This window comes from Acidovorax sp. sif1233 (genome assembly GCF_019218755.1).
Classification (GTDB): Bacteria; Pseudomonadota; Gammaproteobacteria; order Burkholderiales; family Burkholderiaceae_C; genus Acidovorax.
Window position 1 is genome coordinate 309,150 of record NZ_JAHUWZ010000004.1, and the last position, 26,158, is coordinate 335,307.

Below are 26,158 nucleotides of genomic sequence, written 5' to 3' on the forward strand. Positions count from 1 at the left end.
CGCATGCCCGCAACCCGCCTGAAGCTGCGGCCCGCCAAAGCCGAGCGATCTCTAGGCGCGTCCCCTCAACTCCGTCTTCAACACCTTCCCATAACTATTCTTGGGCAACCCCTCCACCCACCGATACACCTTCGGCCGCTTGAACCGCGCGATGTGCGCCCCGCACAGCGCGTCCAGCACCGCATCCCCCACCGGCCCACCCTCGCCCGCCACCAGGTAGGCCACCACCACCTCGCCCCACTCGGCATCGCGCTGGCCCACCACGGCCACCTCGCGGACCTGGGGGTGCAGCAGCAAAACCTCTTCCACCTCGCGCGGGTAGATGTTGCTGCCGCCGGAGATGATCACGTCCTTCGACCGGTCCTTCAGCGTCAGGAAGCCATCCGCATCCAGCGCGCCCAGGTCGCCGGTGTGCAGCCAGCCGCCCTGCAGCGTGCGCGCGGTGGCGTCGGGGTTGTTCCAGTAGCCGGGCATGACGGTGTCGCCGCGCACCAGCACCTCGCCGGTCTCGCCCGTGGGCAGGGGCTGGCCTTGGGCGTCGGCCACGCGCACCTCCACCAGCGACTGCGCCACGCCGACCGAGGCCATGCGCTCAGGCCAGCGGGGGTGGGTGGTGTCGGCCAGGTGCGCGCGTGACAGCGCGGTGATGGTCATGGGGCTTTCGCCCTGGCCATAGATCTGCACGAAGCGGTCGTTGCCCATCACCGCCATGGCGGTGCGCAGGTCATCGGCGTACATGGGGCCACCGCCGTAGACGATCGTCTTGAACCCCTGCACGTCGGCGCCCGTGGCGCGCACATGCTCCACCAGGCGGTGCACCATGGTGGGCGCGGCAAACAGGGTGAGCTGGCCCACGGATGCAGCCAACTGCACCAGCTCGGCGGGGTCGAAGCCGCCAGACGCCGGCACCACGTGCCGCCCGCCGCGCAGCACCTGGGCGTAGTTGTACAGGCCCGCGCCGTGCGACATGGGCGCGGCGTAGACCATGGCGTCGCCGGGCAGCACGTCGTCCACGTCGGTGAAGTAGCAGGCCGTCGTGGCCAGCAGGTTGCGGTGCGTCTGCATCACGCCCTTGGGCCGGCCGGTGGTGCCGGATGTGTAGAACAGCGATGCGATGTCGTCCGGGGCACGGTCGTGCACGGGCATGGGCGCATCATGCTGTTGCACGGCCTGCTGGTAGTCGGCAGAGCCCAGCAGCAGGGTGGCTGCAGGGTCTGCGCCGGCCTCGCGCGCGGCGGGGTGCAGGGCCTCGGACACCAGCGCCACGCGCGCACCGGAGTCGGCCAGCACGTAGGCCAGCTCCTTGGCGTGCAGCTTGTAGTTGACGGGCACGGACACGGCGCCGGCCCACACGATGGCGTGCAGCGCCTCCAGGTACTCGGGCGCGTTGACGGCGTAGATGGCCACGCGGTCGCCGGGCAACACGCCGTAGCGTGTACGCAGGCTGGCGGCCAGCGCGGCGGTGCGTGCGCCCAGCGTTTGGTAGTCGAAGAGCACTTGGTCGCCCTGCAGCACGGCGGGCTGGTGGGCATGCAGTTGCGCGCTGCGGCGCAGCAGGTGGGCGATATTCATCGGGCGCCCCGCGCGCCGAGGATGGTGGTGCCTGCCCTGCTGGTACTGCTTGTATTGCTTGCCCTGCTGGTCGTCGCCGCTTGCCGCATGCCTTGCCTCCTTGCCATGAGACAGCCACTGTACGCAAGAGAGGCCCGGGCGCACAGTCGCTCCACTACGCAAGGGGAAACCCGGGTGGGCCGCAGGGCTGGCAGCCGGCGCCGCGATGCACCTGGTTACCAGATGCCCGCAATTCCCCACAAGCCGTGGCGTTGAAAGCGCGCACCCTAGACTGCACCTGACACCGCACGCCGCCCCACCGCCTTCTGGCACGGGCAGCGTGACAGCCCCCTCCATTTCACGGCCTTGCAGGCCCGCACCGCATGACTCCAGAACAGCAAAAATCCATTCTCACCATCGCCTTGCTGGCCGCGTTTGCGGACGGCACCAAGGACGACGCCGAGCGTGAAGAGATCCGCCGCATCGCCCAGTCGCTGGCGGGCGACAGCGGCATGGCCGACCTGCCGCGCATTTACCAGGACGTGCTGCTCAAGCGCACCACGGTGCAGGCCGCAGCCGCCGCGCTGACCGACCCCGGCCACCGCCAGCTGGCCTACGAGATGGCGGTGTGCGTGTGTGACGTGGACGGCCGGCAGACGCCGGCGGAGGCGCAGTTCCTGGCCACGCTCAAGTCCGCGCTGCAGCTGGGCGCGCAGCAGACCGCCGCCTTCGAGCACGAGGCCGATGCGCTGGTGGATGTGGCCGAGAAGGCGCCGCCCTCGGCCGTGCCCTGGGGGGTGGCGGGTGCTGCCACCGGTGCTGCGGCCTATGCAGCAGCGGCCGCGTCGGCGCCTTCTTCTTCGTCGTCTGCATCCGTGCCGGTGCCCGCACCCGCAGGCCCGGGCGATGCCGAGCTGGACAAGTCCATCCTGAACTACGCGATGCTCAACGGCGCTCTGGAGCTGCTGCCGCAGTCGTGGGCGTCGATGGCCATCATCCCGATGCAGGTGAAGATGGTCTACGGCATCGGCAAGGCGCACGGCGTGGAGCTGGACCAGGGCCACATCAAGGAGTTCATCGCCGCGGCGGGCGTGGGCATGACGTCGCAGTACCTGGAGCAGTTTGGCCGCAAGCTGCTCGGCGGCCTGCTGAGCAAGGTGGCGGGCCGCACCATTGGAGGCGTAGGCAGCGCGGCCACCGGCATGGCGTTTTCGTTTGCCACCACGTATGCGCTGGGCCAGGTGGCCAAGCGCTACTACGCGGGCGGCCGGGTGATGAGCACCGCCATGCTGCGCGACAGCTTTCAGAACCTGCTGGGTCCGGCCAAGCAGATGCAGTCGCAGTACCTGCCGCAGATCCAGCAGAAGGCCGCCACGCTGGATGCGGGCAAGATCATGGCCATGGTGCGCGGCGCCTGACCCACGGGGCCCGGCAAGATTGCTATATTTTTAATAGCTTCTAGCGCTTGACAGACAGGCGCTAGCGGCTCATTCAAGGCCCGATCCCGGGGCCCGCCGCATGCGCGCAGGGGCGCCGGCGCGCGGCGCGGGCCCGGCGGCGCTGCAGCCGCGCCACGCGCGCACAGGCCCTGTGGCGCCAACACCGGCCCATGACAGAATCGGCCCATGCTCGACCACACGGATCCTGTCGCCTCCATCATCCCGGCCATGTCGCTCGATTCACCGTCCGACAACGCCATGACGGCGCTCTCCCGGCTGGCGCTGGGGCCCGTGAACACCGCGTACTACCTGGCCGTCTTCGAGCGCTTTGACAACACCGGCCGCACCACCACCACCTGGAACTGGGCCGCGTGCCTGGCCACGCTCAACTGGATGCTGTTTCGCCAGTTGTGGAGCGCCGCGCTGGTCTACGTGGCGGCCGCCGAGGGGCTGGCGCTGATCGTGTTCGGCGTCGGCCGCTCCTTCCTGCAGTGGCCGCCGGGGGTGGAACTGGGGGTGCTGGGCGCCTTCGCCGTCCTGGCCTTCGCGGTGCCCGGCCTGTATGGCAACGCCATCCTGTATGCCGACATCCGCAAGCGGGTGGCGCGCGCCCTGGCCGCCTCCCGCACCCTGCCCGAGGCCAGCGCGCTGCTGGAGAAGCAGGCCAGCTCGCGCAAGCGGCTGCAGGCGCTGGTGCTGGCCAACCTGGTGCTGGTGGCCGCGGCGGCGCTGGCCTACCTGGCCTGGGCCCCTTCGGCCACCAGGCCCTTGGCACTGGAACCGGCGGTGACCGTCGCCCAGGCCACCGCGACAGCCGCGTCCAGGCCCGGCGCGGCGGCGTCTTCTGCACCAGCACCAGCACCAGCGCCCGCCCCCGCACCGGCACCGGTACCTGCATCCACGCCCGCTGCCTCGGCCCCCATGCCGAGCACCTCCGCCGCCGCGGCGACGGCGGCGCCCCCCGCCACCGGTGCCGCGTCCACGGCGGCGGCACCGCCCGGGGCACCAGCGGCCGCGCCGGCAGGCAAAACCCCGCCACCGGCCACCCAGGCAGCGCCCGCCACCGCGAGCCCTTCCGTACCCACGGCCCCCACGGCGGCGCCGGCCGCCAGCGCGCCAGTCTCCGTGCCGGCCACCAAGGCCACCTCCAAATCCCCGGCCAAGGCAGCACCCGGCGCGGCCAGCAAACCAGCGCCCGCCGCCGAGCCAGCAAGCCGCGCGGCCTCCACCGCGAAGCCTTCCAAGGCGGCCAAGGCACCACCCGCCCCAGCCGCTGCTCCAGCGGCCTCCACCACCCAGCCCACCGTGGGCACCGCGGCGGGCTACTACATCAACGTGGGGCTCTTTGCCGACGAAGCCAACGCCCGCAAGGCCCAGGCCCGGCTGCTCAACGAAGGGCTGCCTGCCTTCCGCCAGGAGCTGAACAGCGCCAAGGGCCGCCGCATCCGTGTCCGCGTGGGGCCCTACGAAAGCCGCGCGCAGGCCGACGCGGCGGCCGGGTCGATCCGGGCGATGGCGCTGGAAGCCGTGGTCTTCAGGCAATAGACAAATAAATAGGCGCGGGCCCGCGCGCAGCGGCCCACCCGGGCGCCGGGCGCGCCGTCCTACGCCCCGGGCGCGCTGGCGCCGACGCCCGCACCCCAGGCGCGCCGGTAGGCTGCATGCACCACACCGCCGCCGCCATGAACCGCACGCCCCGCCCTGCCCTGCATCTCTCCACGCGCCGCCTGGCCACCATCGCGGCCGTGGCCGCGGGCGCGTTGCTGGCCACCGCCTGTGCGCCATGGCGCATCTGGACGGTGGCGGAGCTGGCCCGTGGCGCGCGGCCCTTCACCGCACACCCCGCCCAGCCGGACAAACGCCTGCTGGTCGTGGGCGACAGCACCGCCGTCGGCACCGGGGCCAGCACGCCCGCGCAAAGCCTGCCGGGCCTGATCGGCCAGCAGCACCCGCGGTGGCGCATCGACAACCTGGCGGCCAATGGCGCACGGTTTGCCGACGTGGCCGCGCAGCTGGAGCGCGCGGACGGTGGCTACGACATGGTGCTCGTGCTCGCGGGCGGGAACGACGTGATCCGCTTCACGCCCGCGGACACGCTGCGCGCCGAGCTGCAAAGGACCATGTCGCTGGCCCTGCAGAAAGGGCGCCGCGTGGTGCTCATGCCCTGCGGCGACGTGGGCCATGCACCGTTCTTCGCGCCGCCGCTGTCCTGGGTCATGTCGCGCCGTTCGAAGCGCCTGCACGCCCTGGCGCAGGACGCCGCCGCGGACCACGGCGCGCACTACGTGCGCCTGCTCAGGCCCCGGGACCAGGACCCCTTCGTGTCCCGGCGGGACACCTTGAATGCCGCCGACGGACTGCACCCCAGCAGCGCGGGGTACCAGGAGTGGTACCGCGCGCTGGTGGCCCAGGGCGGACTGCCCGCGCCCTGACGGCACGCGCGGGCGCCGCGCGCACCGGATGCAGGCCGCGCCCGCCGGGGCGGCCCGCGTCAGCGCGCCCCGTCGATTTCCGCCAGCCAGTCCTGGACCTGCCGGATGACCCAGCGCGGGTCGTCCAGCGGCAGATCGTGCCCTGCGCGGGGGTGCAGCACCACGGGCACCCGCCACGCGCTGGCCACGGCCTGCGAGCACTGGCTGCGCACCAGGCCGTCCCCGTGGCTCGCCAGCAGCAGGATGCGCGCCACGGGCCCCACCCGGGGCGCACGGTAGCGGGCCGCCGCCACCAGCTGGCGCAGCGCATTGGCGGCCTGCACCGGGCGGCGCGCGCGCACGGCGGCCCAGTCCCGCACCACCTGCTGGCGCTCAGGCGCGCTGTTGCTGGTCAGGCGCAAGACCACCTGCTCGATCTGTTGCGGCGCGCCGCCCCACAGCGCCAGGCGCAGCAGCGCCGCGTAGTTGCGCGGCCGCAGGCGGTGATAGAAGGGGCTGAAAGGGCGAAAGCTCGTGTTGATCAGCACGCAGCCCGCCACCTCCGCGGGGGCCACCCGCGCCCATTCGGTCGCCACCATGGCTCCCAGCGACACGGCCAGCAGGTGGTAGGGCGGCGCGATGCCGCTCCCGGCCAGCGCCTCGCGGCATGCCCGCACCATGGCGGGCACCGACAGCGGCGAAGGCTGGCGGTGGAGCTGGCCGTTGCCGGGCAGGTCGAGCGGCTGCACCCGGTCCCGGGGCAAGGCACGCTCGAAATCCGCCAGGAAGTCCCCCCAGTGGGCGGACTCCCGCGCCAGGCCCCTGAGCAAGATCCACTGGCGCATGGGCGCAGGCCTTCAGTACCACGCGGCCAGGGCGTCCGCCCTGCGCTGCGCGCGCTGCCCCGGTGCGGGCACCCAGCGCCCGTGGCTGCAGGCCGCGCGGGCCAGGAAATCGAGCAGCGACAGATGACGCCGCAGCACGCGCTGCTGCCGGTGGTCGATGAGCGGGTTGAAGATGCCATTGCGCGAGAACAGCTGGCGCGGGTTCTTCTTGATCCACAGCCAGGAGCCCATCTCCAGCGTCAGCGGCAGGAACGTGTGCGCGGGCACATCGCGGCAGGCCTGCAGGTACAGGTGGTCCCACAGGTCGCCGTGCGCCAGGTACTGCGCGCTCTGCGGCTCGATGACGTACGGGTGGTGGCTGTGGGCCTGCAGGAAGATCTCTTGCAGCGCGTGCAGCTCGGCCAGGTGCGCGATGGGCTTGCGCGTGTGGGCAAACGGGAACCACAGGCGGTCCCGGGCGCCAAATCCCGAATGGCAGTCGATGGCGATGCTGAAAGGCCGCGCCAGCAGCTCCTCGGACGCCACCTCGCACAGGGCCTGGCTTTCCGGCTCCATGGCATCGCCCGCGCGCCCCCGGTACCAGGGAAGCCCCGCGCTCACCCGCTGCCCGCCGATCCACGGCGGTACCCGGTCGGTGGCGTCCACCGGCGCGTTGCGCATCAGGTCCACGCCGCGCGGATTGGCGCGCGTGGCGGCCCACATGCCGCCCGGATTGACGATGGGCATGAAGACCATGCGCATGTGCTCGAGCTGGCGGTGCAGCGTGGTGTCCCACTGCAGCCGCATCACCACGTTCTGCAGGTAGGCCAGGACCACCTCGGCGCCGATGCGCTCCAGGCCATGCACGCCACCGAAGAACCCGACCGCCGGAACGTCCGGCGCCGGATTGCCCAGGCTAATGGCATGGATCGGAAAGCAGTGGCCCGAGGCCGTCTGCACCTGCCGCACCACCCGCACCTGCAAGTGGGACGCACCGAGTTCGATGATCTTTTCGAGCGCCAGCAACTCGGGCAGCGTGTTCATGGTGGGTGGCAAGGGTGGCGCGAAACCGGGCGGCAGGGCGGCAGTACAACGAAGAGCGAGCATATGCCCGGCCCGCAGGCACCGGCAACGCCATCGCGCGCCCTGTATGAATTCAGCGAAACGACGCGGAACTGTCACACAAGCGCGTTAACTTGCCCGCAGACAACCTGTTCAAAGAGGCACACGATCATGCTCTGGAGATGGCTCGGACTGCAGCGGCTGCTGGATGAACTCTTCGATGCCCCCGGCTGGCCGAGCTTCGACCTGCCCCGCACCGATGGATGGGCGCATGAAGACGCAGCAGCCACGGCGCAGGACTGAAGTGCGCCGCCTGGCCGTGCTGTGCGGCACCCTCGGCTGCGCGCTGGCCTGGGGCCTGGTGGAGCTGCTGGCGCTCCAGCGCCAGCGCTACCACCAGTGGCGCCAGCGCCACCAGACGCCGGCACACCGCTGACGGCGGCCCGCGGCAGCGCCCGCACGCGGCGGCGGCGGGCATGCGGCCGGCCCCACCGGCACCGCTTCGGGCATGCCTTTCACCCGCTGTTTCAGAAGCCTCTGGCGCAGGCGGGTCTTCACATTTGCGGGGTGTGCCGCAGTCGCACCTAAAATTGCGCACCTTCCCTTCAATGGGGGGAGGCACACTGCAACTCTGAAGCAAAGAAGAATCATCATCATGGCAACTGCAAAGAAAACCCCAGCGCCCGCAAAGAAGACCGTCAAGGCGGCAGCTCCAGCTGCTGCGAAGAAGGCAGCACCCGCCGCCAAGAAGGCAGCGGCACCCGCGAAGAAAGCCGCCGCTCCAGCAGCGAAGAAGGCCGCCGCCCCCGTGGCCAAGCCGGTCGCCGTGGGCATCAAGCCGATCAAGACGGCCTTCAACAAGACCACGCTGATCGCCCACCTGGCCGAGCAGGCTGGCGTGGAACCCAAGGCCACCAAGGCCGTGCTGGCCGCGCTGGAAGCGACCATCCTGGGCTCCGTGCACAAGAAGGGTTCCGGCGAATTCACGCTGCCCGGCCTCATGAAGATCGGCCTGCAGCAGATTCCCGCCAAGAAGAAGCGCTTCGGCAAGGACCCTTTCACCGGTGAAGAGCGCTGGTTCCCCGCCAAGCCCGCCGCGGTGAAGATCAAGACCCGCGCGCTGAAGAAGCTCAAGGACGCAACGGCCTGATAAATCAGCCCGCGCTCCCCAGCGACAAGGACCAGATGCCTCCGGGCGTCTGGTCCTTTTTCTTTGGGCGGCTCAATTGCGCTCCGGTGGACTCAGTTGGGCTGGCAGTGCCCCGTGGCGCCGTCGCAGCCCAGGCAGTCCACCTGCAGCACCAGGCCCGCCACCAGCGGCCGCAGGCCCACCTCGGCCGCGCGCAGCTCCAGCTCGTTGCGCAGCTGTGCGCCGGGCAGCGTGGCCGAGCGCTCGCACCGGCGGCAGGCAATGCGCACGTCGGCCGACGGCGGCGGTGCAAAGGGCCGCAGGCGATACACCGTGTGGCGCCGGTCGCTGCGGTCGTGCAGCAGCACGCCCAGGGCCTGCAGCTCGTGGATGATGCGGTACACCGTGCTGGTGCTCACGTGCGTGCCGCGCAGCAGCATCTGGTGAAAAGCCTCGTCCGCACCCATGCCCGCGCTGCCCGCGGAGTGGATCACCTGCAGCACGCCGATGCGCGCCGTGGTGGGGCGCAGGCCCGCCGTGCGCAGGCGCTGCAGCATGGTCACGGGCTCATTGATGCTTGCGTTCATGGCTGCGCCATGACGGCCACGCGGCGCACGCCAGCGTCGGCATCGGGCTGCCAGCCCCCGCCCAGCGCGCGGTACAGCGCCACCTGCGCCTGCCATTCGGCCTGGTGCAGCTGGGCCGCCATGTCCTGCGCGGCATACAGGGTGCGCTGCGCATCCACCAGCGTGAGCAGCGTCTCGGCCCCGGCGCGGTAGCGCGACTGCGCCAGGGTAGCCGCCTGCTGCGCCTGCTGCACCACCTGTGCCTGCGCCATGCGCTGGGCCTGCGTGCCCGCCACGGCCTGCAGGGCTTGCTCCACGTCGCTCACGGCCGCCACGATGCTGGCGCGGTACTGCGCCAGCAGCTCGGCCTGCCGTGCCTGGGCCGCATCGCGGTCGGCGGCCAGGCGCCCGCCGTTGAAGATGGGCGCCGCCAACGCGGCGGCCAGGCTGTAGAGCGGGTTGTCGAACACGCGCGGCAGGTTGCTGCCCCCGGTGCCCAGGCTGGCGCTCAGGCTGATGCGCGGCAGCAGCGCCGCGCGGGCTGCGGCCACGTCGGCGTGGGCGGCCTGAAGCCGCGCCTCGGCCCGCGCGATGTCGGGCCGCCGCACCAGCAGGTCGGCGGGCGACCCGACAGCGGGCGCCAGCGTCTGCGTGGCGGGCAGCGCGCTGGCCTGCACCACCGGCCACTGCGCCTGGCCCAGCAGCGCGGCCAGCGCCGTGTGTGCGCCCGACACCTGCTGGCGGCGTGCCTCCAGCACCTGCCGCTGCGTGGCCACCAGGCCGCGCTGCTGCGCCTGCTCGAGCTGCGTGGCGGCCCCGGCGCGCGCGCGCGACGCGACCACGGCCAGCACGCGCTCGGCGCTGTGCAGGTTCAGCTCGGCAATCGCCAGGCGCTCGCGCCCGCCCACCAGCTGCAGCCAGGCCTGCGCCACCGCCGCCGTCAGCGTGATCTGCACCGCGCCCCGGTCGTGCACGCTGGCCGTGCGCAGGGCCTGGGCACTGGCGCGCTCAGCACCCAGACGGCCCCAGGCATCGAGCTCGTAGCTTGCGACCAGCGCGGCACCGATCTGGTTGCCGGCCACCTCGGCCTGCCCGCCGGCACGGGCTTGGCGGCGGGCGTCGAGCGTGCCGGTCACGGCGGGCAGCAGGCTGGCGCCGGCGGCCCGCGCCACGGCATCGGCCTGCTGCACCCGCGCGATGGCGGCGGCGAGGTCCGGGCTCTGCGCGTGGGCGGCGTGGATGAGCGCGTCGAGCTCTGCGACGCCGAGCACGGAGACACCCGTCGCCACCCCCTGCGCGGGCGGCACCGGGCTGGCCCACTGCACGGGCAAGGTGGGTGCGGCAGCGGCGTCTTCGGGCAGCGGCTGCACCGCGGCGCAGCCACTGAGCAGCAGCACACCGGCGGCAAGACAGGACACAGAGGCAATACAAGTGCGCATACCAACCATCACAATCATTCGGAAGCCAGGGCCACCACGGGGTCGAGCCCGGCGGCGCGGCGGGCGGGCATGTAGCCGAACACCAGGCCCGTGGCCACGGCGCAGGCAAAGGCACCGCCCATGGCGGTGAGCGAGAAGATCACGGGCACGCCCGACACGATGAGCACCGCGCCCACGGCCAGGCCGATGGCCAGGCCCGCCGCGCCGCCCACCAGCGTGACGAGCACGGCCTCGGTGAGGAACTGGCGCAGGATGTCGCCCTGCCGCGCGCCGGTGGCCATGCGGATGCCGATCTCGCGCGTGCGCTCGCGCACCGTCATCAGCATCACGTTCATCACGCCGATGCCGCCCACCACCAGCGACACGGCCGCGATCAGGCCCAGCATCATGGTCATGGCGTTGCGTGTCTGCGCCTCGGCCTGCAGCTTGGCCGCCGCGTTGCCGATGCGAAAGTCCTCGCGCCCGTGGCGCGACAGCAGCAGGGCGTGCATGGCCTTCTCGGCCGCCTGCACCTGCTCCACCGACGCAGCAGCGACCACGGTGTAGTCGGGCTGGGTCTGCACGCGGTACACGCGCGCGCGGCCCGACTGGTAGGGGATGAACACCATGTCGTCGTAGTTCTGCGCGCCCGAGTCGGCGCCGCGCTCGGCCATCACGCCGATCACCTCGAACGGTGCGTTGCCGATCAGCAGGTGGCGGCCCAGCGGGTTCGGATGGTCCGGAAAGAACTGCGCGCTGGCCTTGTGCCCCAGCACCACCAGCGGCGCCAGGTCGCGGTCTTCGACCGCGCTGTAGTAGCGGCCCTGGGCCACCTTCCAGTGGTGCACGCGGGGCATGTCCTCGCTGGCGGCGAACACGTAGATCTGCCGCTCGACGTTGCCATGGCGCACGGGGATGGGGTCGCCGATGACGGGCATCACGTGGCCGATCTCGGGCAGGCGGGCGATGGCCTCCAGGTCCTCTGCGGTGATCTCGCCCTGCGGCCCGCCCTCGCGCGGGTGGCTGGCGCCCAGGTACATGATGGTCGTGCCCATGGAGCCCATCTGCTCCACCACGCGCTGCTTGGCGCCCTCGCCCACGCCCATCATCACGATGACCGACGCCACGCCGATCACGATGCCCAGCAGCGTGAGCCCGGTGCGCGCGCGGTTGATGCGCATGCCGCGCCAAGCCGAGCGGGCGGCCTCGGCCAATTCGGCCCAGAAGGCGCGGCCGGAACGCTTGCTACTATTTTTATAGCATCTTGCGCTTGCTGGTTGAGCGGTAGAGGCATTTTTTTCTTCCAACGTGCCTGCCACGGCCGCACCGCTGTCCGCCACGATCTCGCCGTCGCGGATCTCGATCACGCGGCGCGCCTGGGCGGCCACTTCGCGGTCGTGGGTGATGAGCACGATGGTGTGGCCCGCATCGGCCAGCTCGTGCAGCAGCGCCATCACCTCGGCGCCGCTGTGGGTGTCCAGCGCGCCGGTGGGCTCGTCGGCCAGGATGATGCGGCCGCCGTTCATCAGCGCCCGCGCAATCGACACGCGCTGCTGCTGCCCGCCCGACAGCTGCGTGGGCCGGTGGTGCAGCTTGTCGGCCAGGCCCAGGCGCGACAGCAGTGCGGCTGCGCGGCGGGTGCGCTCCTCGCGCGGGGTGCCGGCGTAGATGGCGGGCACCTCGACGTTCTCGCACGCCGACTCGGCGCGGATCAGGTGGTAGCCCTGAAAGACGAAGCCGAAGGCCTCGCGCCGCAGCCACGCCAGCTGGTCGGCGTCGAAGCCCGCCACGTCTTCGCCCTGGAAGCGGTAGCTGCCGCTGCTGGGCTTGTCCAGGCAGCCGAGCAGGTTCATGAGCGTGGACTTGCCCGAGCCCGACGCGCCCACGATGGCGACGAACTCGCCCGCGTGGATGGACAGCGAGATGCCACGCAGCACCTCCACCTCGGGCTGCTCGCCACCGCCGTAGCGGCGGCGCACGCCGCGCAGCTCGATCAGCGGCACACCCGGGGCGTCATGCAAGATGCCGTGCAGGGTGTCGTGTTGGGTGCCGGTGCCTGCGGTCACAGCTTGAACCTTTGCGGGCCGCTGCGCGCGGGGCGCTCGCCGGTCACCAGCTGCTCGCCCTCCAGAAGGCCCGAGCGCACCTCGGCCAGGTGGCGGCTTTTCACGGCGACGACGACGGCGCGCTGCTCCACCACGCCATCGGCGCGCAGCACGCGGGCGCTGTGGGTGGCTGCTGCGGCCTTCGCGCCAGCGCCGGCACCAGCGCTGTCACCGTCACCCTCCGCATCAGCTGCCTTGCCACCCGCCGCCTGGCCGCTGGCCGGTCTGGCAGGGCTGGTCGGACTGGTCAGTGCCGACAGCGGCACGGCGATCACGCCCTGCGCCTGCGCGGTGACGAAGCTCGTCTGCGCGGTCATCTGCGGCATCAGCTCGCCGTCCGCGTTGTCGACGTCGAACAGCACGGTGTACGACACGGCCTTGCTCGCGGCGGCCTGTGCGTTGGCGCCGCCCGCGGCCTTGGCCTCGGGCGTGGGCGGCGCGGGCAGCACCTGGCGCACGGTGCTGCGCCAGCGGCGCGCGGCGGCGTCGGCCTGCCCGCCCAGCGTGGTGAAGTACACCGGCAGGCCCGCCTGCACGCGGCGGATGTCAGCCTCGGAGACTTCGGTCCACACGGTCATGGTCGACAGGTCGGCCACGCGCAGGATGTTGGGCGTCTGGTAGGTGGCGTTCAGGGTCTGGCCCTCGCGCGCCTCCAGCGCCACCACGGTGCCGGCCATGGGCGCGTAGATGCGGGTGTAACCAAGGCGCGCCTCATCGGCCTTCAGGCTCGCCTGGGTCTGGTCGATCTGCGCCTTCAGGTGGTCGATGCGCGCTGCGGCCGATGCGAGCGCGGCCTCGGCCGTCTGTAAATCTTCCAGCCGCGTGGCGCCTTCGCGCTCCATCTGCTGCTGGCGCGCCTGCTGCTGCTGGGCCAGGCGGTGCTGGGCCTGCTGCTCGGCCAGCTGCGCCCGCAGGCCGGCGAGTGCGGCGCGCGCGCCGTCCACCGTGGCCTGCTGCACGCTGGGGTCTATCTCCACCAGCAGCTGGCCCTTCTTGACCTCGGTGCCGGGCTGCACGTGCAGGCGTGTTATCTGCCCCGACACCTGCGCGCCCACGTCCACATAGCGGCGCGGCTGCAGCGTGCCGATGGCGCTGACCGTGGCCTCGATGTCGCCGCGCGCCACGGGCACGGTGTCGTAGACCATGGCGGGCGGCCGCGTCCACCACCAGGCGCCGGCGGCGATGGCACCCGCCAGCACCACCAGGGCGCCCACGCGGAGGAACGTGCGTGCAGTGCGTGCGGTGCGTGTATGGGGTGGGGTCGGGGCCATCAGCGGGGCACCTCGAAGCTGAGCGTGGCGGTGTGGCGCACGTCGTCATATTTCTTGCCGTCCACGGTGACGGAGCCGTTGACCTTGGCGCTGACCTCCAGCACGTAGAGGCCGGGGAATGGCGTCTCCAGCTGCACCGTGCCGTCGGCCGCCGAGGCCAGCGTGCGGCGCCAGCCGGCGCTGGTGTCCACGTTCACTTGTGATGCCGCCACGGTCTGCCCCTTCCACACCAGCTTGAAGGTGTTGCCGCCCGGCGTGGTGGGCACCAGCTCCAGGTCGTTGGCGGCGCGGGTCTCGGTGCGGCCGCTGCGGGCCTGGTAGTAGGTGACCGCGCCGTGGCCGGTGATGTGCAAGGTGCTCAGGCGCAGGTCGTCCCCGCCCGGCACGGTGATGTCGATGTGGCCGGCCTGCGGCGCCACGGGCAGGTCCTTGCTGTCGGCCAGGTAGGCGCGCGGCGCCTGGAGGGGGGGCAGCGCCGCGCTGCGGCGGGGCAGCTCGCCGGCGTAGGCGCGGGCCTGGGCCCCGTCGCGCTGCAGCCACACATAGTCGGCATGGGCGTGGCCCGCCCAGGCGCAGGCGGCCAGCGCAAGCAAGGCACCGGCGGCGGCGGAAGGTGAGGCAAAGAGTGAAGACATGGCTGGGTCGAAAAACGAAGATGAAAAAAACGCAGGCCGCCAACGGCGCAGGCTGCAGGGCCCGCGCACTGCACTGCTGCCTATGACCAACGAGACGGAAAAAAGGGCACGCTGTTCGGGACTTTTTTTGCCAACGCCCCCAAAAACGGTGCCGCCGGTGCCTACAGCCCGCCAGCGGACCCCACAAGGCACACGCCCGCCACCAGCACCGTGGCCGCCGACACCCGCACCGCCAGGTGCGGCGCGTAGGTCAGCAGCACACCCACCAGCAGGCCGCCCGCCGTGAGGAGGCCGCACCAGGCGGTCAGCCCCACGGTGGCGCCCCAGGCCCCGATGCAGGCGGCCAGGGACAGCGCCAGCAGCAGGCTGCCCGCCCAGCGCAGCACCCGGCGCCGCGTGCGCGGCACCTCGCTGCGGCCGGTGAGCTGTTCGTGGTGGCGGTCCATGGCCAGTGCCAGGCCCGCCATGCCGCTGAACGACAGCGTGAGCGCGGCCAGCGGTGCCGCCCAGAGCGTCGCCGTCATGCGCCCGCCTTCAGCGCCCAGAGCGCAGCGGCCAGCACGGCCGACGGCACGGCGATCCCGGCCCAGGCGCGCAGCGCGCTGCGTGCGCTGAAGGCCCAGATCACCGCCGCCGCATACACCGCAACGCTGAGCAGGGTGGCCGTGAGCAGCGCGCTGGCGCGGCTGGTGTCCGACACGCGGGGCAGCCCCACGGCCAGCACCGCGGTGAACAGCGACGCCAGCGCATAGCCGCCCAGGGCCGCCGCCAGGGCGCGGCTGGCCACCATGCAGCGGTAGCGCGCGGCAGAGCCTGCGTGTGCGGTGGCCATGGCGGCTTACTGCGCGACGAAGGTCAGCGTGGTGGTGTAGCCCAGCTTGGCCACCTTCTGGCCGGCAATGACCACATCGCCCACGGCAGGTGCCTCGTGGGTGCTGACGAGCACGTAGCGGCCCTTGCCGTTGACCGGCACGTCGACGCGGCCGGACGCATCGGTCTTGAAGCCCTTGGTCCACTTGTCGGGCGTGATCACCGTGACGGTCTTGTTCGCCATGGGCTGGCCCTTGAACACCAGCGTGAAGGTGTTGCCACCCGCCGTGACGGGCACCAGTTCGTAGTCGAGCACGGCCTGCGTCTCGCTGCGGCCGGCGCGCGCGTTGAACACGGCGGCCTGGAAGCTGCCGTCCTTGGCCTTCCAGGGCTTCCAGACCTGGTCGTTGGACAGGCGCACGTCGCCGGCAGCGGCCACGTCCGCCTCCAGGAATTCCTCCTTGGCGGTGAGTTTGGCGGTTTGCCGGCGGTCGGTGGTGAAGACCTGGGTGGTGGCGGCCAGCTTGGCCACTTCGGCGCCCTTGTCGTGCTCGCTGTCGGCATCGCCCACGTACACACGCACCGGGCCGGTGGCATCACGCTCCAGCCACAGCTGGTGGGCAGTGGCGGACAGGGCGATGCCGGACAGGGCGACGGCGAGCAGGGTTTTCTTGAACATGGAGACTCCTTTGAAAATCGAGAAGAAGAAAGAAAAAAACGGGAAAGAAGCACTGCGGCGCGCTAGAGGGCGGCACCGGCGACCACGGCACCACGGGCGCGCGCGGGCGCCACCGCAGCGCGCTGCCGGCGGTGCACGCGGCGGGCCGCGACCGCAAGGCAGGCGCCCAGCGCCAGCATGGTCAGGTCGAACCCGGCCAGCACCCAGTCGCCCGCAGGCAGGGTGACGCCCAGGTGGCGGTCGGTGGTCAGTGCGTTGAGCAAGGGCAGCAGCGCGAAGGCGGCGGCGGCCAGCCACAGCGATTCGAGCCACGCGCGCAGCGGCGTGCGCAAGGCCGGGTACAGCAGCAGCACGCCCCAGGTGATGAAGAGCACGTGTGCCTCCCACTCGCGGCGGGTGGCGAAGTCCGCCGGGATCAGGCGGTTGGCCCAGAAGTACGCGGCCACGGCCACGGGCAGGCCGGCCACGGTGCCGATGTTCAGGCACTCCACCAGCCGAAAGCCGAACTCGGGCTTGTGGCCCGCCTTGGCCCGCTTGTCCTGTTGGGCGCGGCGCTTGGCCGTCCAGAGCACGAGGCCGGTGGCGATCATCGCGCAGCCCAAGAGGCCACTCGCAAAGTACAGCCAGCGCAGCACGGGCCCTGCAAAGCGGCCTTCGTGCAGGGCCAGCAGGACGTCTTGCGTCTCGCGGGCCGCGCCGTCCTCGGCCTTGGGCGGCAGGGCCTCGCCCGTGCGGGCATGAAAGCGCAGCCGGTCGCTGCCGGCAATCTGCCCGCCCGCCACGCGCACCAGCTGCACATCGGCATCGGCGCGCCCGGGCTGCTGCACACCCACGCGCGCCACCTGGCCCGCGCCCCACTGCGCCTCGGCCCGGGCCACCAGCGGCGCCAAAGCGGTGAGCGGCTGCGCGGAAACAGTGGCATCCACAGCGGCCGGTCGCTGCAGCAGGTCGTCGTAGAACACCTGCGCGTTCCCCGCATAGTGGCTGGCCGCCAGGCCCGCCGGCATGTACTGGAACAGGAAGAACACCAGCCCGCTGTACGTGATCATCAGAAAGAACGGCAGCGCCGTCACGCTGATGATGTTGTGCGCGTCCAGCCACGAGCGCTGCCCCTTGCCCGGCCGGAAGGTGAAGAAGTCCACGAAGATCTTCTTGTGCGTGATGACCCCTGTCACCACGGCCATGAGCATCAGCATGGTGCACACGCCCACCAGGCGGATCGCCACGTCGTACGGCACGTAGTGCAGCATGTAGTGCATGCGGTACAGCAGGTGGCCGCCGCCGGTCTTGCGCACTACGGGCTCTGCGGCTGCCTGGCCGGTTGCCGGGTCGAGCGTTCGGCGCACGAAGCGGCCGCGCGCGCCGGGCTTGCCGTCTGCGGGCGGCTCGCGCCAGCTCACGCTCAGTGCGCTGCTGCCGCGCTGGCCAGGCAGCTGCACCGACCAGTCCTGCGACTGTGGCGGCGCGTTGGCCTGCAGGTAGGCCTGCGCCAGCGCGACCGCCCGGTGCGGGTCCACTGTCGCGGCAGCGGTGTCCAAGGGCAGCTCGGGGCGCATCCACCGGTCGATCTCGTGCGCGAAGTAGCCGGCCGTGCCCGTCACGAACACGAAGAACAGCACCCAGCCGACCACCAGCCCGACCCAGGTGTGCAGCCAGGCCATGCACTGGCGAAAGCCTTCTTTCATGGCAGATCACTCCGGTTGCAGAGATGCGATGGCATGCATCACTCCCTGCCGGTAAAACTGGCGCAACACAGGCCAGGGCTCCCGCGCAAGGGCCGCCCCGCCGCGCTGGGAGCGGCCCCCTTCCAGGGGGACGGCGCAAAGCGACTCAGGGGGTGCATCAGAACCGCACGTCCAGCGCCACCTGCAGGCTGCGCGGCGCACCGTAGTACGAGTTGCCGACCGAGGTGTAGTACACCTTGTCGAGGGCGTTGCGCAGGTTGGCCGTGACGGCCACCGTGTCGGTGATGGCGTAGCGAACCATGAGGTCGACCACCGCATACGCGGGCTGCGTGAACCGCACGCGCGCGGCGCCCTGGTTGTCGCGGTAGATCTGGTTCTGCCAGCGCAGGCCGCCGCCCACGGTCAGGCCCTTGCCGATGCCCGCGATGCGGTAGCTGGTGAACAGCTTGGCCGTGTTCTGCGGCACGTCGGTGAGCAGGCGGGTGCGCAGGCGGTCCTGCGTGAGGTTGCGCGAGAAGCCCGCCGCGACCTGCCAGCCCGGGCGCACCTCGCCCGTGGCCTCCACCTCGAAGCCGCGCGTGCTGGTGCCCGAGACGGCCTCGTAAGCCTGGCTGCCGTCCGGGGCGAACACGTTGGGAATGGCCACGCCCAGGTTGTCCTGCCGCGCCTTGTAGATGGCGCCCGAGACGTTGAGGCGGTCGTTCAGGAACGCGCCCTTCACGCCCAGCTCGAAGCTGTCGCCCGTCTGCGGGTCCATGTAGTCGCCGTTGGCCAGGCGCAGGCTCTGCGGCGTGAAGATGGTGGTGAAGCTGGTGTAGGCCGACCAGTTGCGGTCGATGTCGTAGACCAGGCCCAGGTACGGGGTGACCTCGCCGCTTTCGTAGCGGTTGTTGGCGGTGGTGGCGCCGGTGGAAAAGCGGGTGCTGGTCTGCGCGCGGCTCCAGTCCACCACGCGCGCGCCGGCCAGCACGGCCAGCGCATCCGTGGGCTTGAAGCGCACGGTGGCGTAGGCGCTGTTCAGGCGTTCGTCCGACGTGTTGCGGCCGATGCTGGGGTTGGCCGGCGCGGCGGGCGAGGTGCCGTCCCAGGTGAAGATGTTGCCGATGGCGCTGCTCCAGCCCGCGTGCGTCCAGTTGGTGTACGACGGCGCGTCGTAGCTGGTGCGCGACATCTGCGCGCCGAAGGCCACGTCGTGCTTGCGGCCCAGCAGGTCGAAGCGGCCCGTGGTCTGCACATCCAGGCTGTCCTGGCGCGGCGTGGCGCTCCAGCGGCCGGCCCACAGCGTGACACCCGCGCCCGTCTCGCGCACCGGCGCGCCGCCGCTGGCGTAGCCGATCAGCTCGTCGTAGAAGTTATTGGTGCGGGTGGCCGTGGCCTTGACCTTCCAGTCGTCGCTGAAGCGGTGCTCCAGCGCCGCGAACACGGAGGTGTAGTGGCGCTTGGAATACGCCCAGGGCGGCGCGGCCGAAGCCGAGCGGCTCCACTGCGTGCGCGTGCCGTCGGAGTAATAGGCCGGCAGGCCGCCGCGCGCGTGGCCCGTGGCGTCGTGGTGCTGCACCGACGCGCCGGCGAACAGCTGCGTCTGCGCCGTGAGGTCGGCCTCGACCGCGCCGTAGAGCAGCTTCTTGCGCTCTTTCAGGCGGTCGATGTAGGAGTCGTTGTCCTGCGCGGCGGCCACCAGGCGGCCCCGCACGCTGCCCGACGCGTTGATGGGCCCGGCGATGTCCGCCTCGGTCCGCACATGGTTCCACGAGCCCGCCTCGGCCCGCACCGAGGCCTGGAAGTCGGCGGTGGGCCGCTTGCGGATCATGTTGATCGCCGCGCCCGGCGTGCCGATGCCGTTCATGAGGCCGGAGGCGCCGCGCACCACTTCCACGCGGTCGAACATCGCCATGTCGTTGGTCTGGAAGATGCTCGAATAGTTGGAGTCCGTCTGGCGGACGCCGTCGATCATGTAGGTATTGACCGAGAAGCCGCGCGAGTAGATGGGCGAGGTGTCCGAGCCCTGGTTGCCGCTCTGGCTGAAGACCAGCCCGGGCGTCTGCGCGACCACGTCGGACAGCTGGGTCAGCCCCTGGTCTTCCATGCGCTGGCGCGTGATGACGCTGACCGACTGGGGCGTCTCGCGCAGCGACAGGCCCAGCGGCGTGGACGTGCCCGCCTGGCGCGTGGTGTAGGAGCCGCTGTGCTCGGTGAGCGCGCTGGGCTCGGCCTGGGCCTGCACCCGCACTTCGGCCAGGCTGGTCTCGCCCGCTGCACCCGCAGCACCCGATGACGCCGCCGCGGGCGGCCTGCGCACCAGGATGCTGGTGCCTTCGATCACGCTCACCAGGCCCGAGCCCGCGAGCAGCCGGTCCAGCGCCTCGCGCACCGTGAGCGACCCGTTCACGGCCTGGGCCGAGCGCCCCGCCACCAGCGCGGGCTGGACCATGAGCTCCATGCGCGACTGGCGCGCCAGATCGTTGAGCGCCTGGGCCAGTGGCTGCGCGGCAATGCTGAGCGCCACGGCGGGCTGCCCGGCGGCGGGCGCCACCTGGGCGCTGGCGCCCATGGCCGCCAGGCTGAGTGCGGCGGCCAGGGCCAGCGGGGGGGGCCGGAATCGGGTGCGGGGCATGTGAGAGATCTCCCTGGAAACGGATGTTGGAATGGATTTTTGAATAAGACGCCTTCTCATGTAGACGCAGGCCGAAGCCATCCCCCTAGGTCGGTGGGCCAAGTTTTTTGAAAAAAGATGCGGGGCCCTGTGCAGGGCAGGCGGGGCGCGCGGGGCCCACAGGCGCGCAGACCCATCCGCCGGCGGCGGACGGCCAGCAACGGCCTGCTGCCGGCCGCTACCGGGGGTGGCTACTGAGGCTGAGGGTGGGGAGCAGCCACGATCTCGGTGACCGCGCCGTGCGCGCGCAGTTGCACAGGCAGCACGCTGGGCAGGGACCGGGTGAAGTTATCGAGCCGCCGCGGGTCGAACGTGCCGGTCAGGCGCAGCGCGCCCACGCCGGGGTCGCGCACCACCAGCTGCGTGGAGCCGTACCGGGCGAACTCGGCCAGCGCCTGCGACAAAGGCGTGTCGTCGAAGCTCACCCGCCCATCGCGCCAGGGTGCAATGCCCGCAGCGGGCACGGCGGCGATGGCGGTCAGGCGGCCATCCGCAGCGCTGCGCACCTGCTGGCCTGCGGTCAACTCCACCACCTCGGGCCCGGCGTCGGGAGCGCGGGCCACGCGCACGCGGCCCTCTTCCACCGCCACGCGCACACCGGCGTCGCCCGGCACGCCGGGCGTGTAGCGCACCGAAAACCGGGTGCCCACCACCGTGATGCGCAGGGGCCCCGCCAGCACGTCGAACGGCCGCGCGGCATCGCCCTGCACCTTGAACACGGCCTGGCCTTCGGGCAGTACCACCTCGCGGCGCTGGCGGCGAAAGGTGACCTCCAGGCGGGTGTTCGTGTCCAGGCGCACGGTGCTGCCGTCGGGCAGGTGCACCTCGGACTGCTGGCCCAGGCCGGTCGCCAGGGCCTGCTCATACACGGGCTGTTGCTGCCAGTGGTGGTAGCCCATGGCAGTGGCAGCAGCCACCAGGCAGACCGATGCGGCCGTGGCGGCGCCCTGCCCCCAACCCCAGCTCCAACTCCAACCTCGCGCGCGTGGGCGGTCCGGTGCGCCGGCACGATCCTTGTCCTGCAGCAAGCCGGCCCGCAGGTGCTGGACCGCCGTTGCGGGCAGTGCATCGAGCGCACGCCACTCCTGCTGCCAGCGCGCCAGCGCCGCCGCATGCCGCGGGTCGGCGTCGCGCCACGCCCGCAGGGCCTGCAGCGTGGCGGCATCCGGTGCGCCCTGGCTGCGCACGAGCCAGTCCAATGCTTCACTGTCGATGCGGTCGATAGAGTCGTCCGGCAGGGGCATGGGAGGCTGCGCGCTCATGGCTGGTCCTCCCCCTGCGCGGTGGCGCGGCACGCGCGGCAGGCCACCATGGCGCGCTGGATGTGCTGCTCCACCATCTTGCGCGAGATGCCCATCTGCGCGGCCACCTCGGCCTGCGACAGCCCGTCGAATTTGTGCAGGATGAACGCCTCGCGGCAACGCAGCGGCAGCGATTCGATGGTGGCGATCATCGAAGCCACACCTTGCGCGGAGATGAAAGCAGCCTCGGGTTCGCACACGGCGGGCGCGGGCAATTCGGACACATCGGGCAGGCTGTCGTCGGCCTCCGAAGGCACCGTGCCCCGCACCACATGGCGGCGGTGCTGGTCAATGAGCAGGTTGCGCGCGGTGCGGTACAGCAGCGCGCGGGGCTGAGCGACGGCGTCGCCGCTGCGCTGCAGCGCCAGCACGCGCGCGTAGGCCTCGTGCACCAGGTCTGCCGCCGAGTCGCGGCTGCGCACCATGCGGGCAAAGTAGTTCAGCAGTTCTTGGTAATAGTGGGCAACCACGGCGCACGCAGCCTGACAAAGGACGGCCCGAACGCGGCAGGTTCGGGACCGGGATGGCTGAGGGCGCAGTGGGGACAGGCCCGTGGCTAATAAGAATGATTCTCATATTGTAAGGACTTGAACCTGCCCTGGTTCGTAAAGCCCTAGGCGGTGATGACCTGCTCGTCCATGGGGCTGGCCTGCAGCCGCGCCACATCGGCGGCCCGGCGCGTCAGCACCGCGCCCTGGTTGATGTAGCCCTTGTCGGTGATCTCGCCGCTGTCCGCATCGGGCGGCTGCGCCAGCACCAGGGCGCGTGTGGGGCACTGCGATGAGCCCGCGCCAGCGTCGCGCCGGGCCCGTATCACGCCCTGCAGGGCGGCGGTGAGCTTCGCGGGGTCGGCCGCGCCCGCTGCCGACGGGAACACCAGCATGCCCACTTCGTCGTGGTTGTGGCCGGTGAGCACGATGTCCTGCACCAGCGGCGCGAGCTGCGAGATCAGCTCCACGCGCAGCGTGCCCACCGACACCCAGCTGCCGCTGGAGAGCTTGAAGTCTTCGGCCACGCGCCCGTTGAAGACCACGCCCCGCTCGGGCCGCTCCGGGTCCACCAGGTAGCCGGCGTCACCGATGCGGTAGAAGCCCTCGCTGTCGAACGCGGCCGCCGTCTCCGCCGGTGCGTTGCGGTAGCCCGGAAACACCGACACGCCCTTGACCCGCATCTCCAGCTTGCTGCCATTGGGCACGAGCTTGAGCGCGAGCCCGGGCAGCGGCGCGCCGATGCAGCCGGCCTTGTCCAGCCGCCAGTGCGCGCTGGTGACGGCGGGCGACGTCTCGGTGGAGCCCCACGATGTCGTCAGCCACAGCGGCTGCGCGGGCCGCACGCGCAGGGCCAGCGCTTCGAGCCGCTGCCAGGTGGAAGGCGCGAGCGCCGCCGCCGCATAGAACGCCAGCCGCATGCGCGACAGGACCTCGGCGGCCATCTGCTCATCCGCCTCGAGGAAGGGCAGCAGCATGTCGAAGCCGCGCGGCACGTTGAACAGCATCGTGGGCTTCACGTCGCGCAGGTTGCGCACCGTTTTCTCGATGAGCCCGGGCACGGGCCGCCCTTCGTCGATGTAGAGCGTGCCGCCGTGGCACAGCACCATGTTCAGGTTGTGGTTGCCGCCGAAAGTGTGGCTCCACGGCAGCCAGTCCACCAGCACGGGTTTTTCGCGGGTCAGGAAGGGCCAGGTCTGGGCCATCATCTGCTGGTTGGCGCAGAGCATGCGGTGGGTGTTGATGACCACCTTGGGCCGCCCGGTGGAGCCCGAGGTCAGCAGGTACTTGGCATGGCTGTCGGGCGCGATGGCGTCGAACGCCTGGCGCACGGCCGGGGTCTCCACCCCCTGCAGCAGCCGCGCAAAGGGCAGTGCGCCCGGCACCTCGTCGGCGTGGCGGCTGAACACCTGCAGCGCGTCCGATGCGTACCCCGCCAGGGCCGGCGCGTACGCCCGGGCGTCGGACGCGTAGACCAGCGACGGCCCGAGGGCCGCGAGCATGCTGTGCAGCCGCGCCGGGTCCCTGGAGCGCGCGTAGGCGCTGGACAGCGAGCACGAGGCCAGGCCCACATGCATGGCCGCGAGCATGAGCACCGCATGGTCCACCGCGTTGTCCGACAGGATCGCCACGGGGCGGTCGGCCGGCAGCTTCAGGTCCAGCAGCGACTGCGCCAAGACGCCCACGGCACGGCGCAACTCGCCGTAAGTCAGGCGGCGCCAGTGCTCACCCGTGTCATCGCGCTCGGCCAGGGCCGGCGCGTCGGGCGTCTCGCGCGCCCAGTGCTCCAGCCACTCGCCGATGCAGCGCGCATACGCGCCCAGCGGCACGGGGGACTGCAGCGTGATCGAACCGTCGTCCGCACGGGTCTGGGTGGTCAATGCCAGCGCGATCTGGGTGTCGTCGTCAAGGAATCCGGGGTGCATGGCGTGGTGTCTCTCTTGCGGTGTCTGGGTGAGGCAGGTGGTGGGAGCGCCGGGCCCATCAGGTCGGCGTGTCCAGCCCGGGGGATGCGCTCTTGGCACGCAGCAGGCCGATGAGCAGGGCATCGCGCGCCTGCGCCAGCTCTGCCTGGGTGCGCCCGCCGAGCGCCTGGTCCACGCCCTCGACCACGCGGCGCTGCAGTTCGGGCGTCATGCGCGGCGCGCCCAGGTCGTCCCACCAGCCTTCGATGGGGCCGCCCAGGTGGGCCAGCAGATGGGCCATGCCGCCGTCGCCGCCGGACAGGTGCAGGTTCATGAACGGCCCCATCAGAGCCCACCGCAGGCCGGGGCCCTGGGCGATGGCGGTGTCGATGTCGGCCACGCTGGCCACGCCTTCGTTCACCAGGTGGAACGCCTCGCGCCACAGTGCGGCCTGCAGGCGGTTGGCGATGTGGCCCTGGATCTCGCGGCGCACATGGATGGGGCGCTTGCCGATGGCGGTGTAGAAGGCCATCGCGGCGGCGATGGCCTCGGGTGACGTCTTCTCGCCCCCGCCCACCTCGACCAGCGGGATCATGTGCGGCGGGTTGAACGGGTGCCCGAGCACGATGCGTTCCGGCCGGGCGCACCGGGCCTGCATGGCCGATACCGACAGTCCCGACGAGCTGGAGGCCACGATGGCGTGCGCCGGAGCGGCAGCGTCGATGCGGCGCATCAGGTCGGCCTTGGAGTCCACCCGCTCCGGCCCGTTCTCCTGCACGAAGTCCGCCTGCGCCAGCGCATCTTCCAGCCGCGGGTGAAAGCGCAGCCGCTCCAGGCTGGCACCGGGTGCCAGACCCTGCTGCTCCAGAGCGGGCCAGTGCCGGGCCACCGCATCGCGCAGCCGCTGCTCGGCGCTCTCCGCGGGGTCGGTGGCATCCACATCCAGCCCCCGCGCCAGAAAGTAGGCAGCCCAGCTCGCGCCGATGACGCCGGTCGCCACCACCGCCACACGCTTCACAGTCGAATCCATCGAAGAATTTCCTTGTGGTTATTGCAAAAATCATGCACCGCACGCGGCTGCCGATACCGGCGCGCCGCAGGGCCAGCGCCCCCGCGCAAGGGCCGTCAAGCTGAACAGGCAGCGCTTCGCTCGCGTGCGCTGTGGGCAGGGGAAGACGCGCAGCGGCTCATGGGAAAGTCAAGACCCGTTCAAGACTCCGCGGTGAACCCGATCTTCTTGACCAGCGGGCCCCAGCGCTCGAATTCCGCCTGCTGCGATGCCGCCATCTCGGCCTGCGTCGACCCCTTGGCGATCAGGCCCACGACGGCCAGGCTGTCGATCACGGCCTTTTCCTTGATGGCCTGGTTGATGGCCGCATTGGCCGCAGCCACCACGCTGGCGGGCGTGCGGGCGGGGGCGTAGAAGCCGAACCATTCCTCGGTCGTGAGTTCCGGGAAGCCCTGCTCCGCAAAGGTCGCCACCTCGGGCGAGAACGGCGAGCGCGCCTGGCCGGATGTGGCGATGAGCCGCAGCTTGCCGGCCTTATGGTTGGGGATGAAGTCGCCGCTCGGAGTAACCATGGACGCGATCTGCCCACCCACCACATCGGTCACGCCGGGGATGGACCCACGGTACGGCACGTGTTTCAGGTCCACCCCGTGGTTCAGGCCCAGCAGCGCGCCGATGAAGTGCGGCGTGGAGCCCGCCGCCGGCGAGCCATAGTTGGCCTGGCCCGGGTTGGCCTTGGCCCAGGCCAGGAAGTCCTTCACGTTCTTCACGGACGCGGGCACCATCGGCCCCACGGCCAGCCCGTGGTGCATCACGGCGCCGATGGACACCGGCACGAAATCCTTGACGGGGTCGTAGCTGAGCTTGCTGTAGATGTGCGGATAGATCGACGTGCACGAGAACGGCGACAGCGTGAGCACGCTGCCATCCGCGGGCGCGCCCTTGAGCGACTCCAGCGCGATGCGGCCCCCCGCGCCAGGCTTGTTCTCCACCACGGCCGGATTGCGTGTGTAGGCCGAGCCCGCCAGCTTCTCGCCCACGCGCCGCGCGACGCTGTCGCCCGCGCTGCCGGCCGGAAAGCCGTAGAAAATCTTCACCTGCTCGATCGTCTGCGCCAGGGCGCTCCAGGGCGCCAGGGCCCCGAGCGCGGTGGCAGCGCCCACGTGGTGCATGAATTGGCGGCGTGTTGGCATCATCATTTCTTGTCTCCTTTTTCTT

The 26,158-nt window shown here is 71.3% G+C and carries 24 protein-coding genes; 6 read left to right on the top strand and 18 right to left on the bottom strand.

Translation table 11 applies throughout. The features are described 5' to 3' along the window. Positions 1 to 51 precede the first annotated feature (51 nt). Positions 52 to 1,572, bottom strand: coding sequence for an AMP-binding protein (locus tag KW843_RS15810; protein WP_218296103.1), 1,521 nt, complete (start codon positions 1,570 to 1,572; stop codon positions 52 to 54). A 362-nt stretch (positions 1,573 to 1,934) separates the two neighbouring features. On the opposite strand from KW843_RS15810, the gene KW843_RS15815 reads away from it, so the two are divergent. The 3 genes from KW843_RS15815 (at position 1,935) to KW843_RS15825 (ending at position 5,422) form a co-directional block, all read left to right on the top strand. Next, on the top strand, positions 1,935 to 2,969 hold the full coding sequence (locus tag KW843_RS15815; protein ID WP_218296104.1) for a YcjF family protein: 1,035 nt from the start codon (positions 1,935 to 1,937) through the stop codon (positions 2,967 to 2,969). 207 nt (positions 2,970 to 3,176) lie between these two features. Continuing rightward, on the top strand, positions 3,177 to 4,535 hold the full coding sequence (locus KW843_RS15820; protein ID WP_218296105.1) for an SPOR domain-containing protein: 1,359 nt from the start codon (positions 3,177 to 3,179) through the stop codon (positions 4,533 to 4,535). Positions 4,536 to 4,672: 137 nt separating this feature from the next. Further along, positions 4,673 to 5,422 (top strand): SGNH/GDSL hydrolase family protein, encoded by a 750-nt coding sequence (locus KW843_RS15825; protein ID WP_218296106.1) that lies wholly within the window; start codon positions 4,673 to 4,675, stop codon positions 5,420 to 5,422. A 59-nt stretch (positions 5,423 to 5,481) separates the two neighbouring features. On the opposite strand, the gene KW843_RS15830 is transcribed toward KW843_RS15825, so the two are convergent. Together KW843_RS15830 and KW843_RS15835 are read right to left on the bottom strand one after the other, a co-directional pair. Then, entirely contained in the window at positions 5,482 to 6,246 is a 765-nt protein-coding gene (locus tag KW843_RS15830) for an alpha/beta fold hydrolase (RefSeq protein WP_218296107.1), read from the bottom strand. Between the two features lie 12 nt (positions 6,247 to 6,258). Next, positions 6,259 to 7,269, bottom strand: coding sequence for a M14 family zinc carboxypeptidase (locus KW843_RS15835; protein ID WP_218296108.1), 1,011 nt, complete (start codon positions 7,267 to 7,269; stop codon positions 6,259 to 6,261). Between the two features lie 189 nt (positions 7,270 to 7,458). On the opposite strand from KW843_RS15835, the gene KW843_RS26795 reads away from it, so the two are divergent. From KW843_RS26795 to KW843_RS15845, 3 genes are all read left to right on the top strand, one after another. After that, positions 7,459 to 7,590 carry a hypothetical protein gene (locus KW843_RS26795; RefSeq protein ID WP_255591040.1) on the top strand — a complete coding sequence of 44 codons (132 nt, stop codon included), beginning with the start codon at positions 7,459 to 7,461 and terminating at the stop codon, positions 7,588 to 7,590. Next, positions 7,559 to 7,723: a hypothetical protein gene (locus KW843_RS15840; RefSeq protein WP_218296109.1), complete on the top strand. Its 165-nt coding sequence runs from the start codon at positions 7,559 to 7,561 to the stop codon at positions 7,721 to 7,723. The genes KW843_RS26795 and KW843_RS15840 overlap by 32 nt, the downstream gene beginning before the upstream one ends. 219 nt (positions 7,724 to 7,942) lie before the next feature. Continuing rightward, on the top strand, positions 7,943 to 8,437 hold the full coding sequence (locus KW843_RS15845) for an HU family DNA-binding protein (protein ID WP_218296110.1): 495 nt from the start codon (positions 7,943 to 7,945) through the stop codon (positions 8,435 to 8,437). Positions 8,438 to 8,529: 92 nt separating this feature from the next. Here the strand turns inward: KW843_RS15845 and KW843_RS15850 are convergent, their stop codons facing one another. The 15 genes from KW843_RS15850 to KW843_RS15920 form a co-directional block, all read right to left on the bottom strand. Then, on the bottom strand, positions 8,530 to 9,003 hold the full coding sequence (locus tag KW843_RS15850; protein WP_218296111.1) for a transcriptional repressor: 474 nt from the start codon (positions 9,001 to 9,003) through the stop codon (positions 8,530 to 8,532). Continuing rightward, a complete protein-coding gene (locus KW843_RS15855; protein WP_370628505.1) occupies positions 9,000 to 10,400 on the bottom strand; it encodes an efflux transporter outer membrane subunit in 1,401 nt (466 codons plus the stop codon). The genes KW843_RS15850 and KW843_RS15855 overlap by 4 nt, the downstream gene beginning before the upstream one ends. A gap of 35 nt (positions 10,401 to 10,435) precedes the next feature. Then, entirely contained in the window at positions 10,436 to 12,424 is a 1,989-nt protein-coding gene (locus tag KW843_RS15860) for a MacB family efflux pump subunit (protein ID WP_370628511.1), read from the bottom strand. Between the two features lie 38 nt (positions 12,425 to 12,462). After that, positions 12,463 to 13,776: an efflux RND transporter periplasmic adaptor subunit gene (locus tag KW843_RS15865; protein ID WP_218296113.1), complete on the bottom strand. Its 1,314-nt coding sequence runs from the start codon at positions 13,774 to 13,776 to the stop codon at positions 12,463 to 12,465. Continuing rightward, the gene (locus KW843_RS15870; RefSeq protein ID WP_218296114.1) at positions 13,776 to 14,411 is read right to left on the bottom strand and encodes a hypothetical protein; all 636 of its coding nucleotides are present in this window, start codon (positions 14,409 to 14,411) and stop codon (positions 13,776 to 13,778) included. The genes KW843_RS15865 and KW843_RS15870 overlap by 1 nt, the downstream gene beginning before the upstream one ends. Positions 14,412 to 14,572: 161 nt before the next feature. Continuing rightward, positions 14,573 to 14,935 (bottom strand): DUF3325 domain-containing protein, encoded by a 363-nt coding sequence (locus tag KW843_RS15875; protein WP_218296115.1) that lies wholly within the window; start codon positions 14,933 to 14,935, stop codon positions 14,573 to 14,575. Further along, the gene (locus KW843_RS15880; protein WP_218296116.1) at positions 14,932 to 15,243 is read right to left on the bottom strand and encodes a DUF3649 domain-containing protein; all 312 of its coding nucleotides are present in this window, start codon (positions 15,241 to 15,243) and stop codon (positions 14,932 to 14,934) included. Before KW843_RS15880 ends, KW843_RS15875 begins: the two co-directional genes overlap by 4 nt. A gap of 6 nt (positions 15,244 to 15,249) precedes the next feature. Beyond that, the gene (locus KW843_RS15885) at positions 15,250 to 15,900 is read right to left on the bottom strand and encodes a DUF4198 domain-containing protein (RefSeq protein ID WP_218296117.1); all 651 of its coding nucleotides are present in this window, start codon (positions 15,898 to 15,900) and stop codon (positions 15,250 to 15,252) included. A gap of 62 nt (positions 15,901 to 15,962) precedes the next feature. Beyond that, complete coding sequence (locus tag KW843_RS15890; protein ID WP_218296118.1) at positions 15,963 to 17,585, bottom strand: PepSY domain-containing protein; 1,623 nt, start codon at positions 17,583 to 17,585, stop codon at positions 15,963 to 15,965. 157 nt (positions 17,586 to 17,742) lie between these two features. Further along, a complete protein-coding gene (locus KW843_RS15895) occupies positions 17,743 to 20,199 on the bottom strand; it encodes a TonB-dependent receptor (RefSeq protein ID WP_218296119.1) in 2,457 nt (818 codons plus the stop codon). 230 nt (positions 20,200 to 20,429) lie between these two features. After that, a complete protein-coding gene (locus KW843_RS15900) occupies positions 20,430 to 21,500 on the bottom strand; it encodes a FecR domain-containing protein (protein WP_255594769.1) in 1,071 nt (356 codons plus the stop codon). After that, the gene (locus KW843_RS15905; protein WP_218296120.1) at positions 21,497 to 22,009 is read right to left on the bottom strand and encodes a sigma-70 family RNA polymerase sigma factor; all 513 of its coding nucleotides are present in this window, start codon (positions 22,007 to 22,009) and stop codon (positions 21,497 to 21,499) included. The genes KW843_RS15900 and KW843_RS15905 overlap by 4 nt, the downstream gene beginning before the upstream one ends. Before the next feature lie 143 nt (positions 22,010 to 22,152). Next, a complete protein-coding gene (locus KW843_RS15910; RefSeq protein WP_218296121.1) occupies positions 22,153 to 23,952 on the bottom strand; it encodes a feruloyl-CoA synthase in 1,800 nt (599 codons plus the stop codon). A gap of 58 nt (positions 23,953 to 24,010) precedes the next feature. Continuing rightward, positions 24,011 to 24,961 (bottom strand): 3-hydroxyacyl-CoA dehydrogenase NAD-binding domain-containing protein, encoded by a 951-nt coding sequence (locus KW843_RS15915; RefSeq protein ID WP_218296122.1) that lies wholly within the window; start codon positions 24,959 to 24,961, stop codon positions 24,011 to 24,013. 179 nt (positions 24,962 to 25,140) lie between these two features. Continuing rightward, on the bottom strand, positions 25,141 to 26,133 hold the full coding sequence (locus KW843_RS15920) for a Bug family tripartite tricarboxylate transporter substrate binding protein (RefSeq protein WP_218296317.1): 993 nt from the start codon (positions 26,131 to 26,133) through the stop codon (positions 25,141 to 25,143). Positions 26,134 to 26,158 lie beyond the last annotated feature (25 nt).

Bases quoted from the DNA above. Each gene is read 5' to 3' on its own strand.
- KW843_RS15810 (WP_218296103.1), bottom strand. From the start codon at position 1,572: ATGAATATCGCCCACCTGCTGCGCCGCAGCGCGCAACTGCATGCCCAC.
- KW843_RS15815 (WP_218296104.1), top strand. From the start codon at position 1,935: ATGACTCCAGAACAGCAAAAATCCATTCTCACCATCGCCTTGCTGGCC.
- KW843_RS15820 (WP_218296105.1), top strand. From the start codon at position 3,177: ATGCTCGACCACACGGATCCTGTCGCCTCCATCATCCCGGCCATGTCG.
- KW843_RS15825 (WP_218296106.1), top strand. From the start codon at position 4,673: ATGAACCGCACGCCCCGCCCTGCCCTGCATCTCTCCACGCGCCGCCTG.
- KW843_RS15830 (WP_218296107.1), bottom strand. From the start codon at position 6,246: ATGCGCCAGTGGATCTTGCTCAGGGGCCTGGCGCGGGAGTCCGCCCAC.
- KW843_RS15835 (WP_218296108.1), bottom strand. From the start codon at position 7,269: ATGAACACGCTGCCCGAGTTGCTGGCGCTCGAAAAGATCATCGAACTC.
- KW843_RS26795 (WP_255591040.1), top strand. From the start codon at position 7,459: ATGCTCTGGAGATGGCTCGGACTGCAGCGGCTGCTGGATGAACTCTTC.
- KW843_RS15840 (WP_218296109.1), top strand. From the start codon at position 7,559: ATGAAGACGCAGCAGCCACGGCGCAGGACTGAAGTGCGCCGCCTGGCC.
- KW843_RS15845 (WP_218296110.1), top strand. From the start codon at position 7,943: ATGGCAACTGCAAAGAAAACCCCAGCGCCCGCAAAGAAGACCGTCAAG.
- KW843_RS15850 (WP_218296111.1), bottom strand. From the start codon at position 9,003: ATGAACGCAAGCATCAATGAGCCCGTGACCATGCTGCAGCGCCTGCGC.
- KW843_RS15865 (WP_218296113.1), bottom strand. From the start codon at position 13,776: ATGGCCCCGACCCCACCCCATACACGCACCGCACGCACTGCACGCACG.
- KW843_RS15870 (WP_218296114.1), bottom strand. From the start codon at position 14,411: ATGTCTTCACTCTTTGCCTCACCTTCCGCCGCCGCCGGTGCCTTGCTT.
- KW843_RS15875 (WP_218296115.1), bottom strand. From the start codon at position 14,935: ATGACGGCGACGCTCTGGGCGGCACCGCTGGCCGCGCTCACGCTGTCG.
- KW843_RS15880 (WP_218296116.1), bottom strand. From the start codon at position 15,243: ATGGCCACCGCACACGCAGGCTCTGCCGCGCGCTACCGCTGCATGGTG.
- KW843_RS15885 (WP_218296117.1), bottom strand. From the start codon at position 15,900: ATGTTCAAGAAAACCCTGCTCGCCGTCGCCCTGTCCGGCATCGCCCTG.
- KW843_RS15890 (WP_218296118.1), bottom strand. From the start codon at position 17,585: ATGAAAGAAGGCTTTCGCCAGTGCATGGCCTGGCTGCACACCTGGGTC.
- KW843_RS15895 (WP_218296119.1), bottom strand. From the start codon at position 20,199: ATGCCCCGCACCCGATTCCGGCCCCCCCCGCTGGCCCTGGCCGCCGCA.
- KW843_RS15900 (WP_255594769.1), bottom strand. From the start codon at position 21,500: ATGAGCGCGCAGCCTCCCATGCCCCTGCCGGACGACTCTATCGACCGC.
- KW843_RS15910 (WP_218296121.1), bottom strand. From the start codon at position 23,952: ATGCACCCCGGATTCCTTGACGACGACACCCAGATCGCGCTGGCATTG.
- KW843_RS15915 (WP_218296122.1), bottom strand. From the start codon at position 24,961: ATGGATTCGACTGTGAAGCGTGTGGCGGTGGTGGCGACCGGCGTCATC.
- KW843_RS15920 (WP_218296317.1), bottom strand. From the start codon at position 26,133: ATGCCAACACGCCGCCAATTCATGCACCACGTGGGCGCTGCCACCGCG.